This window comes from Sporomusa sp. (genome assembly GCF_035561255.1).
Lineage (GTDB): Bacteria > Bacillota > Negativicutes > Sporomusales > Sporomusaceae > Sporomusa.
In genome coordinates, this window is sequence record NZ_DATMXX010000121.1 from 1 (window position 1) to 17,971 (window position 17,971).

General features: G+C 46.2%; 16 protein-coding genes. All 16 read right to left on the reverse strand.

Features of this window, described 5'->3' with window-relative positions; all coding sequences use genetic code 11:
- The coding region (locus tag VN379_RS07085) for a GTP-binding protein (RefSeq protein ID WP_325532258.1) at positions 1 to 270 on the reverse strand (270 nt) is incomplete at its 3' end.
- A 115-nt stretch (positions 271 to 385) separates the two neighbouring features.
- Positions 386 to 856 carry a 30S ribosomal protein S7 gene (gene rpsG, locus VN379_RS07090; protein ID WP_325532260.1) on the reverse strand — a complete coding sequence of 157 codons (471 nt, stop codon included), beginning with the start codon at positions 854 to 856 and terminating at the stop codon, positions 386 to 388.
- Positions 857 to 899: 43 nt separating this feature from the next.
- Positions 900 to 1,280, reverse strand: coding sequence for a 30S ribosomal protein S12 (rpsL, locus tag VN379_RS07095; RefSeq protein WP_325532262.1), 381 nt, complete (start codon positions 1,278 to 1,280; stop codon positions 900 to 902).
- A 102-nt stretch (positions 1,281 to 1,382) separates the two neighbouring features.
- Positions 1,383 to 1,637 carry a ribosomal L7Ae/L30e/S12e/Gadd45 family protein gene (locus tag VN379_RS07100; protein WP_325532264.1) on the reverse strand — a complete coding sequence of 85 codons (255 nt, stop codon included), beginning with the start codon at positions 1,635 to 1,637 and terminating at the stop codon, positions 1,383 to 1,385.
- 283 nt (positions 1,638 to 1,920) lie between these two features.
- Positions 1,921 to 2,496, reverse strand: coding sequence for a hypothetical protein (locus VN379_RS07105; RefSeq protein ID WP_325532266.1), 576 nt, complete (start codon positions 2,494 to 2,496; stop codon positions 1,921 to 1,923).
- Positions 2,497 to 2,891: 395 nt separating this feature from the next.
- Complete coding sequence (gene rpoC, locus VN379_RS07110) at positions 2,892 to 6,863, reverse strand: DNA-directed RNA polymerase subunit beta' (protein WP_325532268.1); 3,972 nt, start codon at positions 6,861 to 6,863, stop codon at positions 2,892 to 2,894.
- Between the two features lie 21 nt (positions 6,864 to 6,884).
- Positions 6,885 to 10,697 carry a DNA-directed RNA polymerase subunit beta gene (gene rpoB, locus VN379_RS07115; RefSeq protein WP_325532270.1) on the reverse strand — a complete coding sequence of 1,271 codons (3,813 nt, stop codon included), beginning with the start codon at positions 10,695 to 10,697 and terminating at the stop codon, positions 6,885 to 6,887.
- A gap of 399 nt (positions 10,698 to 11,096) precedes the next feature.
- Positions 11,097 to 11,465, reverse strand: coding sequence for a 50S ribosomal protein L7/L12 (gene rplL / locus VN379_RS07120; protein ID WP_325532272.1), 369 nt, complete (start codon positions 11,463 to 11,465; stop codon positions 11,097 to 11,099).
- 52 nt (positions 11,466 to 11,517) lie between these two features.
- Positions 11,518 to 12,048: a 50S ribosomal protein L10 gene (gene rplJ, locus VN379_RS07125; RefSeq protein WP_325532274.1), complete on the reverse strand. Its 531-nt coding sequence runs from the start codon at positions 12,046 to 12,048 to the stop codon at positions 11,518 to 11,520.
- 189 nt (positions 12,049 to 12,237) lie between these two features.
- Positions 12,238 to 12,942: a 50S ribosomal protein L1 gene (gene rplA / locus VN379_RS07130; RefSeq protein ID WP_325532276.1), complete on the reverse strand. Its 705-nt coding sequence runs from the start codon at positions 12,940 to 12,942 to the stop codon at positions 12,238 to 12,240.
- A gap of 63 nt (positions 12,943 to 13,005) precedes the next feature.
- Positions 13,006 to 13,431 (reverse strand): 50S ribosomal protein L11, encoded by a 426-nt coding sequence (gene rplK, locus VN379_RS07135; protein WP_325532278.1) that lies wholly within the window; start codon positions 13,429 to 13,431, stop codon positions 13,006 to 13,008.
- 14 nt (positions 13,432 to 13,445) lie between these two features.
- Positions 13,446 to 13,988 carry a transcription termination/antitermination protein NusG gene (nusG, locus tag VN379_RS07140; RefSeq protein WP_325532286.1) on the reverse strand — a complete coding sequence of 181 codons (543 nt, stop codon included), beginning with the start codon at positions 13,986 to 13,988 and terminating at the stop codon, positions 13,446 to 13,448.
- Positions 13,989 to 14,027: 39 nt separating this feature from the next.
- Positions 14,028 to 14,243, reverse strand: a complete 216-nt coding sequence (gene secE, locus VN379_RS07145) for a preprotein translocase subunit SecE (RefSeq protein ID WP_325532280.1) — start codon at positions 14,241 to 14,243, stop codon at positions 14,028 to 14,030.
- Between the two features lie 134 nt (positions 14,244 to 14,377).
- On the reverse strand, positions 14,378 to 14,527 hold the full coding sequence (rpmG, locus tag VN379_RS07150; protein ID WP_075752794.1) for a 50S ribosomal protein L33: 150 nt from the start codon (positions 14,525 to 14,527) through the stop codon (positions 14,378 to 14,380).
- Positions 14,528 to 14,752: 225 nt separating this feature from the next.
- Entirely contained in the window at positions 14,753 to 15,955 is a 1,203-nt protein-coding gene (tuf, locus tag VN379_RS07155) for an elongation factor Tu (protein WP_325532282.1), read from the reverse strand.
- 66 nt (positions 15,956 to 16,021) lie between these two features.
- Positions 16,022 to 17,971, reverse strand: a 1,950-nt coding sequence (gene fusA, locus VN379_RS07160) for an elongation factor G (protein ID WP_325532284.1), incomplete at its 5' end; no start/stop codon positions are given.

Here is a 17,971-nt window from a genome sequence, read left to right on the forward strand (position 1 = left end):
AACTGTAAAGTCCACGTGTCCTGGTGTGTCAATGATGTTAATACGATGCCCGTCCCATTGGGCTGTAGTGGCCGCAGAGGTAATGGTTATACCTCTTTCTTGTTCTTGCACCATCCAGTCCATAGTCGCAGCGCCATCATGCACTTCACCAATTTTGTGTACTCTGCCGGTATAAAACAGTATGCGTTCAGTCGTAGTGGTCTTGCCGGCGTCTATATGCGCCATGATGCCGATGTTCCGCGTCTTTTCAAGTGGAAACTTTCGGGCCACTATTTTCACTCCTTAGTATCGCGGTTTCGCCGCGTGCTGTTTCGAATCAAAGACGGGTTGCTTACGCAACCCCCATATGTCCGATTCCCGCACCGTGAACTCCGTACTTCGAATTTTACCAGCGGTAATGAGCAAAAGCCTTATTGGCTTCAGCCATTTTGTGGGTATCTTCACGTTTCTTAACAGACGCGCCGGTATTGTTGGCAGCATCCATTAATTCTGAAGCAAGGCGTTCGTGCATGGTTTTTTCACCGCGAGCGCGTGAATAGTTAACCAACCAGCGAATACCAAGCGACATTTTACGGTCAGGCCGCACTTCTACAGGCACTTGATAGTTAGCTCCACCCACACGGCGAGCACGAACTTCAAGAACCGGCATAACGTTCTTCAACGCTGTTTCAAAAACATCCATCGGATCTTTGCCGGTTTTGGCACGAATTGCCTCGAATGCATCATATACAATGTTTTCGGCAATACCTTTCTTGCCGTCATACATTAATTTGTTGATAAATCTTGTTACAAGCTTGGAGCTATATACCGGATCCGGTAATACATCCCGCTTGGGAACAGCACCTTTTCTTGGCATCAGTATCCCTCCTTTTTCCAAAACTCTACAGCATTTCTAGCAGTTACTTCTTAGCAACGGCTTTTTTGGCGCCGTATTTCGAACGGCCCTGGCTACGTTTCGCAACACCGGCAGTGTCAAGAGCACCGCGAATAATGTGATAACGTACACCTGGCAAATCTTTAACCCTGCCACCACGGATAAGTACAACCGAATGTTCCTGCAAGTTGTGACCAATACCCGGAATGTAGGCGGTTACTTCGATGCCGTTTGTTAAGCGTACACGGGCTACTTTGCGAAGTGCAGAGTTAGGTTTCTTTGGAGTAGTTGTATATACTCTCGTGCATACGCCACGTTTTTGCGGACAATCTTTAAGTGCAGGAGCAGTGGATTTTTGTATCAGCGACTCCCGGCTTTTGCGCACTAATTGATTAATTGTTGGCATTTATTAAGCGCACCTCCTTCCCCAATCTCGTTATTTATTATTAAAAACTTCACCTGCTGCTTACAGGAGGCAAAATTATTAACGACTTGTCCTTGCCGGTCGCTATTTTAAAACAGCTACAGCCGCAGCCCCTACTTCAATGCCGCAGGCCTTACCAAGTTCACTCATAGTCGCCGTTTCATCAACCAGCACACCTTTTTGACTACACAGGTGCGCCAGCGGCGCTACCACCCGGCGATCGGCATCAGCAGCAAGATACACATTGGCAGCCAGACCTTTTTCCACAGCCCGCGCTGTTTGTTTAGCGCCAATGGCTTTATTGGCGGTCTTTAAACCAGCAAGTTTCTCACCATTCACTGCTTCCAACTCCTTTGGGTAAATAGGCACTGTTCACAAGGCACTCTAATATATTAACATTTCGAATTTCAAATGTCAATAAACTATTAGTGTTTCCGCGCATTTTTAAATACACTAAACCGGGTGTATCATCCCCAGTATTTACCACCGTTTATTTATGCCCATAACTGCTGGATTTATACCCTTTTTGCCTTTACTAGCTTATCACATTTTGTGGTTGATTGTAATACTGGTTGTAATAAAAAAGCCACCCCACCCTGAAGGATGAAGCGGCTGAATCTAATTATATTGCATCAATGTGTAAACTGAAAACCCCTATGCCATTACTAGATGAAGTACGTTTACCGCTAGGCGTAATTTTATAGGCTTCAATCTTGTACTTATATTTACCAGTTTCAATAAAATTACTATACGGATATCCAAACTGGCTTTGGCCTTCTTCGGTTGGATTGCCATATCTTTGTTTTACTGGCTGTCCCCATGCAGAGTAAATAGATTCAATTTGACTGTCACTCAATCCGCCCGTTAAATAATATTCAAATATGATACTGGTAATCATACCTGTATTGGCATTAGTTGTAACTGTGAAAAGAGGACTACTACTGTATCTCGACGAGAAATCTCCTTCAGATATAATATAGCGGGTAGTTCCATTTTTAGTGATTGCGTTTTCAGCGGTATAGTATTTCCCGAAATTAACTTTGCCCTTTAACATAAAGTCATCAAGTACAACGCCTAATTCTCGAGCCCCAAACTCTGGCGTAGGACGAAGCATGGCCGCATCTCCAGTTTTCGGTGTTAACAATAAGACTAGCATAAAAATAGCACTAACAAAACACAATATTATATTCTTTTTCATCTAAAGTCCTCCCGGTGTTTTTATCCGACTTTGTATCGGCAGTTTTACTACTATCCCCTTTGTCTGGTAATATCTACATAAGTTCTATATAGTTAGGATAATTCCTCTATCTAAAAAAAGCTCCCATTTCTCCGTGAGACAAAAAAACCGCCCACCGGGACGAACCCGGTTAGCGGCCAACATCAAAACAGAAAAAACAACCTATACGTCTTAATCACATACTTAAATTCACCACCGGCCAATGTACCGGTGGTTTTTATATGCATCTCAGCCGAAAAGAATAAAACAGGCTATACGCCTGAGCGTATCATGCTTAGCAAATACTAGCAATAAAATACTAAGACCGGGAGTGATTTTACCCATCCCAGTCTTAGTATGTCTAACTAATTTTATCCTTATTCCCCAAGTATTTCCTCTGGTTTTGGCAGTGCTGACGGAATCTTTAGCCGTACGTTGCGGTAACGGCTCATGCCGGTACCTGCCGGAATAAGTTTGCCGATAATAACATTTTCTTTAAGCCCCAGGAGTGGATCAACTTTGCCTTTGATAGCTGCTTCGGTAAGCACACGTGTGGTTTCCTGGAAAGATGCGGCAGACAAGAAGGAGTCTGTGGCCAAGGACGCCTTAGTGATACCCAGGAGAATAGGCCTGGCTATAGCCGGCTCGCCACCAGCTTCAATCGCTTTTGCATTTTCCTCTTCAAAGGTATTGAGGTCGATGTACTCGCCCGGAAGAACATCGGTATCACCGGCTTCTTCCACTTTGACTTTGTGCATCATCTGGCGAACCATAACTTCAATATGCTTATCGTTAATTTCAACACCCTGAGATTTATATACTTTTTGAACCTCGTATACCAGATAACGTTGGGTGGCTTTTAGACCGCTAACCCGCAGAATATCATGGGGGTTTACCGCGCCTTCAGTTAACCGGTCGCCTGCTTCGACGGTTTGCCCGTCGCTAACAATAAGCCTGGCACCATAAGGAACCTGGTAAACGCGTTCTTCACCCAGTGAGGCATCCGACGGGAAGATAGTAACCCGACGCATACCTTTAATCTCTTTTACTTCCACCCTGCCATCAACCTCGGTAATAATAGCCTGGCGTTTAGGTTTACGGGCTTCAAACAATTCCTCTACCCGTGGTAAACCCTGGGTAATATCGTCGCCGGCTACACCGCCGGTATGGAACGTTCTCATCGTAAGCTGAGTGCCAGGTTCACCGATGGACTGAGCAGCGATAATCCCGACAGCCTCACCGACATCCACCATATGGCTTGTGCCCAGGTTACGGCCATAGCAATTAATGCACACCCCATACCGTGAACGGCAGGTAAGCACTGAACGAATAGACACTTTTTCACGGACTTTAACAACTTCGTCAGCCAGATCCTCAGTAATCAATTCACTAATCTTGACGATAGTCTCTCCAGTGGCCGGATTAATAATATCCTCGGCTGACATTCTGCCGACAATCCGGTCTTTGAGCGACTCAATAACCCCAGAACCTTCTTTGATAGCCTCAACTTCAATGCCTCTGACGTTATTGTTGCGAACTTTTACTTCTTTTACAGAGCTGGCCAATACAGCCTCAATGTGTTCCTCGGTAAACGGCGTATCAGCAGGAACTAAAATTACCCCGTCACTGGTTATAATCGCTTCGGTCGTGTTTTTACCTAACATCTCCCGTACCATAGCCTCTTTAAGAGCGGCACGCACCTTGGCTTCAGGCGCACCAAGAGCAATGGTTTCAGCAGCGGCTGCGCGACCGACATCTTCTTCGGTTTCATCGGTTTGGCCTTGAATCATAATCTCAGGCACACCGCGTTCACCGATAAGGCGCAGGTTATCATCATTAAGCACTGTTCCTAGTGGTAAAAGTATGTCTGCCGTCTTAGGATCAAGTACCTCTTGCGCCAAAACACGGGTTAGGAGTGTATCTCTGAGCATGTCAATGGCACCGGCGCTGGACTGAGCCAGCCGCGCCCGTTCACGCACCAGGTTAAGACCGACAATATCACAATCTTCTTCACGAACAATGACATCCTGAGCTACGTCAACCAAGCGACGGGTGAGGTAACCGGAGTCGGCTGTCCGGAGTGCGGTATCAGCCAGGCCTTTACGCGCACCATGGGTAGAGATAAAGTACTCTAATACTGTTAACCCTTCACGGAAGTTAGCTTTAATAGGCAAGTCAATGATTCGTCCGGACGGATCGGCCATGAGACCGCGCATACCGGCTAACTGACGGATCTGCTGGATGTTACCGCGGGCACCTGAGTTTGCCATCATATAGACAGGGTTAAACCGGTCCAGTGTGGCCATCATAGCTGCAGTAACATCATCAGTGGCTTTGGTCCACAGGTCAATTGTCTTTTTGTAGCGTTCATCATCGGTAATCAGACCACGGCGATACTGTTTATCAATGGTATTAACTCTGTCTTCGGCTGCTGCCAGAATTTCTTTCTTCTCACCCGGTATTTTGATATCCGAAATCGCAATTGTGATCCCGGCGCGACAGGCGAACGAGAAGCCCAGACGCTTAACAGCATCTAACACTACTGCTGTTTTGGCATTACCAAAAATACGGTATGAATCAGCAACAAGCCTGCCTAGTTGCTTTTTATCCATCAGTTTGCCGAGGTGCCATTCTTCGCCTTTTTTCTCATAATGCCTGAGCTCGTGTGGCAATACCTCATTGAAAATCAGGCGGCCTATAGTGGTATGGACCAAACCATAACCCTCTATACGCATTCTGAGTTTCTCATGCAAACCTAATGTCTTATGATGATAAGCCAGTAGCGCTTCGTTCATGTTGGAGAAGGCTCTCAAGTGGCCATCTACAGGGTCTTTTTCAATGGTTAGATAGTAGGCGCCTAATACCATATCCTGGGTAGGAGTTGCTACCGGCCTGCCATCTTTTGTGGACAGAATGTTATGTGCTGACAGCATGAGCATCCTGGCCTCTGCCTGAGCCTCTGCGGACAAGGGCACATGTACCGCCATTTGGTCGCCGTCAAAGTCGGCATTGTATGCTGTACATACTAGTGGATGGATTTTAATGGCCCGGCCTTCGGAGAGTACAGGCTCAAATGCCTGAATACCTAATCGATGCAATGTTGGGGCACGATTTAAGAGTACCGGATGTTCTTTGATAACCTCTTCCAGAACGTCCCAAACCTCGGGGCGCACTCTTTCGACCATCCTCTTGGCACTTTTGATATTATGAGCATGGCCTGCATTGACCAGCTTTTTCATAACAAAAGGCTTAAATAGTTCCAACGCCATCTCTTTAGGTAAGCCGCATTGGTGCAGTTTAAGTTCCGGACCAACTACGATAACTGAACGGCCAGAATAATCTACCCGTTTTCCCAAGAGATTCTGACGGAAGCGGCCCTGCTTACCTTTGAGCATATCGCTCAATGATTTTAGGGGGCGGTTACCTGGACCGGTGACCGGGCGGCCGCGTCGGCCATTGTCGATCAGAGCATCAACGGCTTCTTGCAGCATGCGCTTCTCATTGCGAACAATGATATCCGGTGCCCCTAAGTCTAAGAGACGTTTCAAACGGTTATTACGGTTAATTACCCGGCGGTATAAGTCATTTAAGTCTGAGGTGGCAAAACGACCACCGTCAAGCTGTACCATTGGCCGTAATTCCGGCGGAATAACCGGGGTTACATCCATGATCATCCAGGCCGGATTATTTCCCGACTTACGGAAAGCCTCGGAAACTTCCAGGCGACGAATGGCCCGGATTTTTCGTTGACCACTTACTTCTTTTAGTTCTTGCCGGAGTTCCCGGCTCATTTTTTCCAAATCAAGCTCTTCGAGGAGCTTTTTAATAGCTTCGGCACCCATGCCTACTTTAAAGGCGCTACCATATTTATCTCTATGCTCACGATACTCATTTTCATTCAGTAGCTGTTTTTTCATGAGCGGGGTGTCACCGGGATCAAGCACGATATAGGAAGCAAAGTATAATACTTTTTCCAGCGAACGTGGGGAAATATCAAGGATAAGTCCCATCCGGCTTGGTATACCCTTAAAATACCAGATATGGGAAACAGGTGCTGCCAGTTCTATATGGCCCATTCGATCACGCCGGACCTTAGACCGGGTTACCTCTACACCGCAGCGGTCGCAGATAATGCCTTTATAGCGAATCCGCTTATACTTACCGCAATGACACTCCCAGTCCCTAGTCGGTCCAAAGATCTTTTCGCAAAACAGACCTTCCCGCTCCGGCTTCAACGTACGGTAGTTAATTGTTTCAGGCTTTCTTACTTCGCCATGCGACCACTTGCGGATCTGCTCCGGTGACGCCAGACCAATACGCATCGAATCAAAGTTATTTACATCCAACAAGGGGATATCGCTCCCTTCTAACTAGTCCAGATCCTCGTCTTCTATCATGTCTTCCATATACTCACGGGGATTAGACTTTTTAGCATTTTCTTTGAGCTTCTTCGCATTGCTCTTTTGAGGCTGGAAATCAAATTCATCTTCATCTGCCCGCTGAGCAATATCTGGTTCCATTTCACCAATTTCAGCGATAATGTCAAGTTCTTCTTCTAGCGGTTCGATATCGTCATTGGCTTCGAGTTCGTCAACTATATCACTCTCAAGGTCCGCCTTTTTGCGTTCAATGGGAGCCTTCGGCATATCGTCGCCAATATTGAGTTCTAACTCCTTAGCAGTTTCGTTGATGTCTTCGTCAGAATCGCGAATCATAATTTCCTGCGCATCTTCTGTCAGTATCTTAACATCAAGACCAATACTCTGGAGTTCTTTAATCAGCACCTTGAAGGACTCTGGTACACCAGGTTCAGGCACGTTTTCACCTTTGACAATAGCCTCATAGGTTTTCACACGGCCGACAACATCATCAGATTTAACTGTTAACAGCTCCTGCAGAGTGTAAGCAGCACCGTAGGCCTCCAGGGCCCAAACCTCCATCTCGCCGAAGCGCTGGCCGCCAAACTGGGCTTTACCACCAAGCGGCTGCTGGGTAACAAGCGAGTACGGTCCTGTAGAGCGGGCATGAATCTTATCATCAACCAAGTGAGCCAATTTGAGCATATACACATACCCAACAGTTACGCGATTGTCAAAAGGTTCACCAGTCCTGCCGTCATAAAGGTCGGTTTTTCCATCTTCCGACAAACCTGCAGCTGTAAGTGTCCGGATAACCTCAGTTTCTGTGGCACCATCAAATACCGGTGTTGCCAGATGAATACCTGCGCGATCAGGCTGGGGCATACCATGTTTTTCGATGTCATAGTTGATAGCTTTCAGGCGCTCGACTAAAGTCGGGTCGCCCATTTTAACCTGCATACCAATAGCAGCGGCAGCACGGCCTAAGTGGGTTTCAAGTACCTGACCGATATTCATACGCGATGGTACGCCTAACGGATTTAATACGATTTGCACCGGTGTGCCGTCAGGCAGGAAGGGCATATCCTCTTTGGGCATAATCCGGGAAACTACCCCTTTATTACCATGGCGTCCGGCCATTTTGTCGCCTTCAGATATTTTCCGTTTTTGTGCGATATAGCAGCGTACTAACTGGTTAACACCTGGTGGTAGTTCATCGCCGTTTTCACGGGTAAAAACTTTTACGTCAACAATCTTACCGGCTTCACCATGTGGTACGCGGAGTGAGGTATCACGAACCTCCCGGGCTTTTTCGCCAAATATGGCCCTAAGGAGACGTTCTTCAGCCGTCAATTCAGTCTCGCCTTTCGGCGTTACTTTACCGACTAAAATATCACCTGGGCGCACTTCTGCGCCAACACGGATAATTCCCCGGTCATCCAGGTCCCGCAATACATCTTCTGCGACATTGGGAATATCACGGGTAATTTCTTCAGGCCCCAGTTTAGTGTCTCGTGCATCGCATTCATACTCTTCAATATGTATGGAAGTAAAGACATCTTCTTTGACCAGGTCCTGGCTCAAGAGGATGGCATCCTCGTAATTGTAGCCTTCCCATGGCATAAAAGCTACTAAAACGTTATAGCCCAGTGCTAGCTCACCTTTATCGGTTGACGGTCCATCAGCAAGCACCTGGCCTTTTACGATTTGTTCACCTTTGTACACGATCGGCTTTTGGTTAATGCAGGTACCTTGGTTAGAACGCAGGTACTTAAGCAATTTATAGGTATCAAGGCCACCCTTTTCAGTGCGAATATGAATCTCTGTGGCTGTGACTTTTTCAATAACGCCTGCATTCTTAGCTAAGATAACTACACCGGAGTCCCGGGCAGCCTTGTACTCCATACCAGTACCAATGAGTGGCGCCTGCGTTTTAAGGAGCGGCACGGCCTGACGTTGCATGTTAGCACCCATCAAGGCCCGGTTGGCATCATCGTTTTCCAGGAAGGGAATCATAGCTGTAGCTATAGAGACTACCTGCTTTGGTGAAACATCCATATAGTCGACTTTTTCGGCCGGGACTACGAGGATCTCGTGTTTATAACGGCAGGTAACACGCGGCTCTTTAAATCGGCCCTGATCATCAAGGGGCTCATTGGCCTGGGCGATAATCATTTCATCTTCTTCGTCGGCCGTCAGGTACATAACATCTTCGGTTACCCGGTGTTCCTGCTTACTGACTTTACGGTATGGTGTCTCAATAAAACCAAATTCATTGATTCGCCCAAAAGTAGACAGTGACCCGATAAGTCCGATGTTCGGACCCTCTGGTGTCTCAATCGGACACATCCGGCCATAGTGAGAATGGTGAACGTCCCGGACTTCAAAGCCGGCACGTTCCCGGCTAAGTCCGCCAGGTCCCAGGGCGCTAAGACGTCGTTTATGAGTAAGTTCAGCCAACGGATTGGTCTGATCCATAAATTGTGATAACTGGCTGGAGCCAAAAAATTCTTTGATTGCGGCGACGACAGGCCTGATATTAATAAGAGCCTGTGGCGTAATTACATCGATATCCTGAATAGTCATACGTTCTTTAACAACACGTTCCATCCGGGCCAAACCGATACGAAACTGATTTTGCAGCAGTTCGCCGACAGAACGCAGGCGGCGGTTGCCTAAATGGTCAATATCATCAGTAGTGCCATGACCGTCCATTAAGTTGAGCAGATAGCTGATTGCAGCAATGATATCCTCTCTGGTAATGGTACGATGCGTAAATGGCAGCACCGAATTGAGCACTAGTTTTACCGGAGTACCGTCTTTTTGCTTAATCCAGGCCTCATGTTTGCCTGCACCCGCAAAAACCTTGGCAGCAGCAATGCGGTCAAGTACATCTTCTTCCAGAACGGTATTTTCTTCAACGACGATCTCACCGGTTTCTTTATCAACCAGCGGTTGACCGAGCGTTTTTCCCAGAAGGCGACGGCGCCAGCCTAATTTTTTACCAAGTTTATAGCGGCCAACCGTAGCCAGGTCGTAACGCTTAGAGTCAAAAAACAGTGATTCCAAAAGCTGGGCAGCATTTTCGACTGTCGGCGGCTCGCCTGGACGCAGCCGTTTATAGATTTCAACAAGGGCTTCTTCCCTCGAGTCAGTGTTGTCCCGTTCCAGTGTCGCCCGGATGCGTACATCATCATTAAACAGTTCGGAAATTACACCGTTAGAGACAAAGCCTAATGAACGGATAAGAACAGTGACCGGTAGTTTTCGGGTACGGTCTACCCGGACTGACACAACATCATTGGGATCAGTCTCAAGTTCCAGCCATGCACCACGATTAGGGATAACGGTAGCATTATACAGCTTCTTACCAGTCGTATCAATCGACTCGCCGTAATATACGCCTGGTGAGCGTACCAGCTGGCTGACAATAACCCGTTCGGCCCCATTAATAATAAAGGTGCCATTGTCAGTCATGAGCGGGAAATCGCCCATAAATACTTCCTGCTCTTTTATCTCCTGCGTTTCTTTGTTGTACAACCGGACGCTGACGCGAAGCGGAGCGGCAAAGGTAACATCCCTCTCTTTGCACTCTTCAACATCATATTTCGGTTCGCCCAGTGTAAAGTTTTCAAAGGACAGAATCAGGTTGCCAGTAAAGTCCTGGATTGGAGAGATATCACGGAATATCTCCTGTAAGCCTTCCTTAAGAAACCAGTTGTAAGAATTCTTCTGAATTTCTATAAGGTTGGGCATGTCCAGCACTTCTTCGATTTTGGCATAACTATACCTGAACCTTTTGCCCACCGGAACAGGATTAAACATTAACCCACCCCTTAGCCATTTTACACTGACACATATTGCATTATCGCTGTTCTACATAAGATAGCGATATATTGCAAATACTAAGCCAGTCAAATGAATGATAAAAATACAAAACAAGCAAGGCTCTATACAATAATCAAGGTCCTTGCTTTTTTTTCGATGAATACCGATTCATCCTCCATTATATTACTATTTCCTGCCAATCCGGAATTTATACCCAGAATTTAACGGATTTTCACCCCAGAAAAGCTAGTCAGGATATAGCAATATAAACATGTACGGCGATATATAATGGTATCATATATTATCTAATACGTCAAGAAAATTTAGGTATAATATGAAATTATTTCAAATTAAAAGGAGCACCCTCGGAAAAGGTGCTCCTTTCTATTAAGTTAATTACTTAACTTCTACAGTTGCGCCAGCTTCAACAAGCTTAGCTTTGAGAGCTTCGGCATCAGCTTTGGAAACTTTTTCTTTGATGGCTTTAGGAGCAGCATCAACTAAATCTTTGGCTTCTTTGAGGCCAAGACCGGTAACTTCGCGTACAACTTTGATAACGTTAATTTTGCCAGCGCCAGCGTTGGTCAAAACTACGTCAAACTCGGTTTGTTCTTCAGCAACAGGAGCAGCAGCGGCAGCAGGAGCAGCAGCAGCGGCAGGAGCAGCAGCGGAAACACCGAATTTTTCTTCAAGGGCTTTTACCAGTTCGGAAAGTTCGAGCACAGTCATTTGCTCAATGGCTTCCATAATTTGTTCTTTAGTCATGTTAAAATACCTCCACAAATTTCATTTAAAATTATTTTCTAAGATAACTAGATTACGCTGATTCTTTTTGTTGACGAACAGCGTCAAGCGCATACACCAGATTGCGCATAGTGCCGGAAAGCACATTGACGAAACCGGCGATAGGAGCCTGCATACCTGCCAAAACCTGAGCAATAAGCACTTCGCGCGCGGGCAGGTTGGACAGAGACTTAACGCCATTAGCATCAATAACTTTACCTTCTACGAGACCAGCTTTTACTTCCAGAGTTTGCAGTTTGTTTTCTTTAACAAAATCAGAAATAACTTTAGCCGGTGCTACAGGATCAGTCGAAGACATGGCGATGGCGGTTGGTCCTTCGAGATAAGGATCAAGTCCTTCAATCCCTGCTTCTTTGGCAGCGATGCGAGTCAGAGTATTTTTAAATACCCGGTATTCAACACCTGCTTCACGCAGCTTGCGGCGCAGTTTGGTATCCTGAGCCACAGTTAAGCCACGGTAGTTGGTCAGAACGGCGCCTTTGGTAGCGACGAGTTTTTCTTTCAGGTCAGCAACCGACTGTTGTTTTTCTTTAGTTATAGCCATTTACATTACACCCCCTTTAGAAAGTATCAAAAGCAAAAGCGGCCTCCAGTGTAAACACACCGGAGGCCGCGTTATAACCATTTTGAGTTACACGCTGCAAATCCCCGGCCTCGGCAGGAAAGCTTCTAAAAAGCTTTTACTTTAACAACCTACTGTCTACAGCCTCATAAATATTAAATTGTTTTAATATTACTCTTTTTTGCCGGGTGCTTTGAGCGGGTTGACTTTAACACCAGGACCCATTGTTGAGCTTAAGGAAATGTTCCGCATATACTGACCTTTGGCAGCAGATGGCTTAACCTTAATCAAAGTGTCAATCAGGGTGTGGAAGTTTCTGAGCAACTTCTCGTTGTCGAAAGATATCTTGCCGATAGGAGCATGGATATTACCGGCTTTATCAGTACGGTATTCAATCTTACCGGCTTTAATTTCATTAATAGCACGTGTTACATCAAGCGTAACAGTACCTACTTTAGGGTTAGGCATTAAGCCTTTAGGACCGAGAATTTTACCAAGACGGCCCACCATACCCATCATATCCGGGGTAGCAACAGCAACATCAAAATCAGCCCAGCCACCTTGGATTTTTTCCACGATGTCTTCAGCGCCGACAATGTCTGCACCAGCCGCTTCAGCTTCTTTTGCTTTTTCACCTTTTGCAAATACCAGCACACGTTTAGTCTTGCCAGTGCCATGTGGAAGCACAACAGCGCCACGCACCTGCTGATCGGCGTGTTTTGGATCAACGCCCAGTTTAACTGCCACTTCTACAGTTTGATCAAACTTAGCACTTGCAGTCTTCTTAATGAGTTCTACCGCTTCCTCAGGGTCATACAGCTTATCCAGATCGATAAGCTTAGCGGCTTCAATGTACCTTTTGCCATGTTTCGGCATATTAATTAGCCTCCTTCGTGGTAATAACGGAAGTATTTAGTCCTCCCACTTACATCGTCCCTATTAGTCGACGATGTCGATGCCCATGCTGCGGGCAGTACCCTCAATCATCCGCATAGCAGCTTCAACGCTGGCGGCATTAAGATCTTGCATTTTGGACTCGGCGATTTCCCGAACTTTATCCCGGTTAACTTTCGCAACCTTCTTTTTGTTAGGTTCGCCAGAAGCAGTTTCAATACCGGCAGCTTTTTTCAGAAGAATAGCAGCAGGTGGGGTCTTGGTAATAAAGGTAAATGATCTATCTTCAAATACCGTAATTTCCACCGGAATGATAAGACCGGCTTGTTTGGCCGTTCTCTCGTTAAACTCCTTAACAAAAGCCATGATATTGACGCCAGCCTGACCAAGTGCCGGACCTACGGGAGGAGCCGGAGTGGCTTTGCCAGCGGGAACTTGCAGTTTTACAAGCTTTACAACCTTTTTAGCCATTATATTACACCTCCTTAATCAACTTTCGTAACCTGAGCAAAATCAAGCTCTACAGGTGTTTCCCGACCAAACATGTTGACAAGCACTTTAAGCTTGCCGCGGTCAGGATTAATATCCATTACAGTGGCTGTCCAATTTTCGAAAGCACCTGAAGTGATACGCACCAGCTGGTTGAGCTCAATATTAATTTTCGGCTTAGCCTCTTCCATACCCATTGACTTGAGGATGTGTTTGACTTCACTTTCGCTCAGCGGAATAGGCTTGGTTCCAGACCCGACAAAACCGGTAACACCCGGGGTATTGCGCACAACATACCAGGAGCGGTCTGTTACAATCATTTCGACCAGAACATACCCGGGGAAAACTTTTTTCTTGGCAATTTTTTTCTTGCCATCTTTTATTTCCACTTCATCTTCCATCGGTACCAGCACCCGGAAAACTTCACTTTCCATTGCCATAGAATGGACTTTTTTCTCCAGATTAGCTTTTACCTTGTTTTCATAACCGGAATATGTATGGATGACATACCAGTGTTTTTCGAGTTTTTCGGATTCCATAGCCTCAAGGGACGATAGTACGCCCCCCACCCCCCTAGTCTACTTCATGATAACCTTTAACAGTTGAGTGAAAGAAGCATCAATCACCCATATCAGGGCCGCAATAACAATAACCGTCACAAATACAATTCCCGTATAGGAAATAAGTTCTGATTTATTCGGCCATGTTACCTTTTTTAGTTCAGCTTTTACTTCCCGCAAAAATTTTTTCCAGCGCGATGTATTCGTCTGGATAGCTGTTTCCTGGGCGGCCATTCTCTCACATCCTGTACGTACATTTCGACAAAGACAACAGTACTTAAACCCGCAAACAAGGGGTTTGAGATACTGCAACTCTCTACCAATCGAGCCAAACCACAAATTACTGTGGCAAGCTTACAATGTTATGGTTACTTTGTTTCTTTGTGTGGAGTTTGTTTCTTGCAGAACTTGCAGTATTTGTTGAACTCCAATCTATCCGGGTCGTTCTTCTTGTTTTTATTGGTCTGATAATTGCGTTGTTTGCATTCTGTGCAGGCCAATGTTACCGCGTTGCGCATCCTGTACACCTCTCTTACCAGTAAATATAGCACCGTGGGTCTATTATTTAATAGTTTTTTTCTTAAATGTCACTAATACAATTTATCATAATTATATTGGCATGTCAATAGCCCACAGGCTCGGGTATGTCAATAAATAAAGCAGGGTTATTTCCCTGCCTATTTATTATATCATATAAAACTTTTAATATACAGTTCTTTTTGTAAAATAAGGGATTTTAGCTGTTATTTAACAATCGCGGTAACAACACCGGCGCCAACAGTACGGCCGCCTTCGCGAATCGCGAAACGCAGTCCTTCTTCGATAGCAATCGGGGTGATAAGCGCAATGTTCATTTGAATGTTGTCGCCAGGCATTACCATTTCTACGCCGTCCGGCAGGGTAACAACTCCGGTTACGTCAGTTGTCCGGAAGTAGAACTGCGGACGGTAGCCGTTAAAGAACGGGGTGTGGCGGCCGCCTTCTTCTTTGGACAATACATATACTTCGGATTTGAATTCTGTATGTGGCTTAATGGAACCAGGCTTAGCAAGTACTTGGCCGCGCTCGATTTCTTTACGGTCTACACCGCGAAGCAGGGCGCCGATGTTATCGCCGGCTACTGCAGAATCAAGCAGTTTGCGGAACATTTCTACGCCGGTTACTACTGTCGATTTAGGCTTTTCAGTCATACCAACGATTTCAATGGTCTCACTTACTTTTACTACACCGCGTTCTACACGTCCGGTGGCTACAGTACCACGGCCAGTAATGGTGAACACGTCTTCTACCGGCATTAGAAATGGTTTATCTGTTGCGCGTTCCGGTGTCGGGATGTATTGATCAACTTTGTCCATGAGGTCATGGATCTTACCGCACCATTCGCACTCGCGTTTAGCGCAACCGCAGTTAAGAACCTTAACCGCAGAACCACTGACCACAGGGATGTCGTCGCCGGGGAATTCATAGCTGGAGAGAAGTTCGCGAACTTCCATTTCTACCAGTTCCATCAGTTCAGCGTCATCAACCAGGTCAGCCTTGTTCAGGAATACAACCATGGCAGGCACGCCTACTTGGCGGGACAGCAGGATGTGTTCGCGGGTTTGCGGCATCGGGCCGTCTGCAGCTGATACAACCAGGATAGCGCCGTCCATTTGCGCTGCGCCGGTGATCATGTTTTTAACATAGTCAGCATGGCCTGGGCAGTCAACGTGGGCATAGTGGCGGGCAGGGGTTTCGTATTCAACGTGGGCAGTGTTGATGGTGATACCGCGTTCTCTTTCTTCCGGCGCTTTATCAATTTGATCATAGGCCATGAACTCGGCTCCGCCGTGTTTGGACAGGGTCATGGTGATTGCGGCAGTCAGCGAGGTTTTGCCATGGTCAACATGACCAATGGTACCAATATTTACGTGGGGTTTGTTTCTTTCAAACTTTTTCTTAGCCATTTGAGTGTTACCTCCTATATTTATTAGTAATATTTTTCAGACTAGCAGTTGATGATTCGTTGTAAGTTAAGCACCCTTATTTTTGGCAGCAATAACTTCGGCAATAGCTTTAGGAACTTCTTCGTAATGATCGAATTCCATTGAGTAGTTGCCACGGCCTTGCGTTTTTGACCGAAGGTCTGTTGAGTAACCGAACATTTCTGAAAGGGGCACAAACGCTTTTATCGATTGAGCACCAGAACGGCCTTCCATACCCTCGATGCGACCACGACGGGAGTTTAAATCGCCGATAACATCGCCCATATAGTCTTCGGGGACAATAACTTCAACTTTCATATATGGCTCCAGGATAACCGGTGTTGCTTTAATACAACCGGCTTTGAAGCCCATTGAACCAGCAATTTTGAAAGCCATTTCCGAGGAGTCAACATCATGGTATGAGCCGTCAACGACTGTGACCTTAATGTCAACCATTGGATAACCAGCAGATACGCCGGTTGCCATCGCTTCCTTGATACCAGCTTCAATCGGATTAATGAACTCTTTAGGAATAGCACCACCGACAACCTTATTTTCAAAGATAAAGCCTTGACCTGGTTCAAGTGGCTCAATTTGCAGCCAGCAATGGCCGTATTGGCCACGACCACCGGATTGGCGGACAAACTTACCCTCAGATTTAACGCCTTTACGGATGGTTTCGCGGTAAGCAACCTGAGGTTTACCTACATTGCACTCAACCTTGAACTCTCGGAGCATCCGGTCAACGATAATCTCAAGATGCAACTCGCCCATGCCGGAGATGATGGTTTGACCAGTTTCCTGGTCGGTATACATCTTGAAGGTAGGATCTTCTTCAGCAAGACGATTTAATGCGACACCCATTTTTTCCTGGTCAGCTTTGGTCTTAGGTTCAACGGCAATTGAGATAACCGGATCAGGGAAGACCATGGACTCAAGAATAATGATATTTTTATCGTCGCACAGCGTATCACCGGTAGTAGTATCTTTCAGGCCCACAGCAGCGGCAATGTCGCCAGTGTAAACGATTTCGATCTCTTCACGGTGGTTAGCATGCATCTGAAGAATCCGGCCAATACGCTCCCGTTTTCCTTTTGTGGAGTTGTACACATAAGAACCGGAAGCAAGTTTACCGGAATATACCCGGAAGAAAGCCAGTTTTCCGACATAAGGGTCAGCCATGATCTTGAAGGCCAGTGAGGAGAACGGCAGGCTATCGTCAGCAGCGCGCTCATCTTCAGCACCAGTATCAGGGTTAATACCTTTAATTGCCGGAATATCAGTTGGGGCAGGCATATAGGCAACAACAGCATCTAAAAGCGGTTGTACGCCTTTGTTTTTGTAAGACGATCCGCACAGTACCGGCGTCATTTTACAGGCAACGGTAGCTCTGCGAATAGCTGATTTAATCTCTTCAATGGTAAGTTCTTCACCCTCAAGGTATTTCATCATCAGCTCATCATCGCTTTCAGCGACGGCGTCCAATAAGTTCTGGCGATACAGTTCAGCGTTTTCCATCATGTCTTCAGGAATCTCGCTAGCCTCGCTCACTTTACCTAAATCGTCAGTGTAGATAACAGCCTTCATTTCAATCAGGTCTACAAAACCTTTGAAGGTGTCTTCAAAGCCGATAGGCAATTGGACAGGCACCGCAAACGCGCCAAGACGGCTTTTCATCATATCGACTACCCGGTAGAAATCAGCACCGGTGATGTCCATTTTGTTAACATATGCCATACGGGGAACGCCGTATTTATCAGCTTGACGCCATACAGTCTCAGACTGAGGTTCTACGCCACCTTTAGCACAAAATACCGCAACCGAGCCATCAAGCACTCTGAGTGAACGTTCTACTTCAACTGTAAAGTCCACGTGTCCTGGTGTGTCAATGATGTTAATACGATGCCCGTCCCATTGGGCTGTAGTGGCCGCAGAGGTAATGGTTATACCTCTTTCTTGTTCTTGCACCATCCAGTCCATAGTCGCAGCGCCATCATG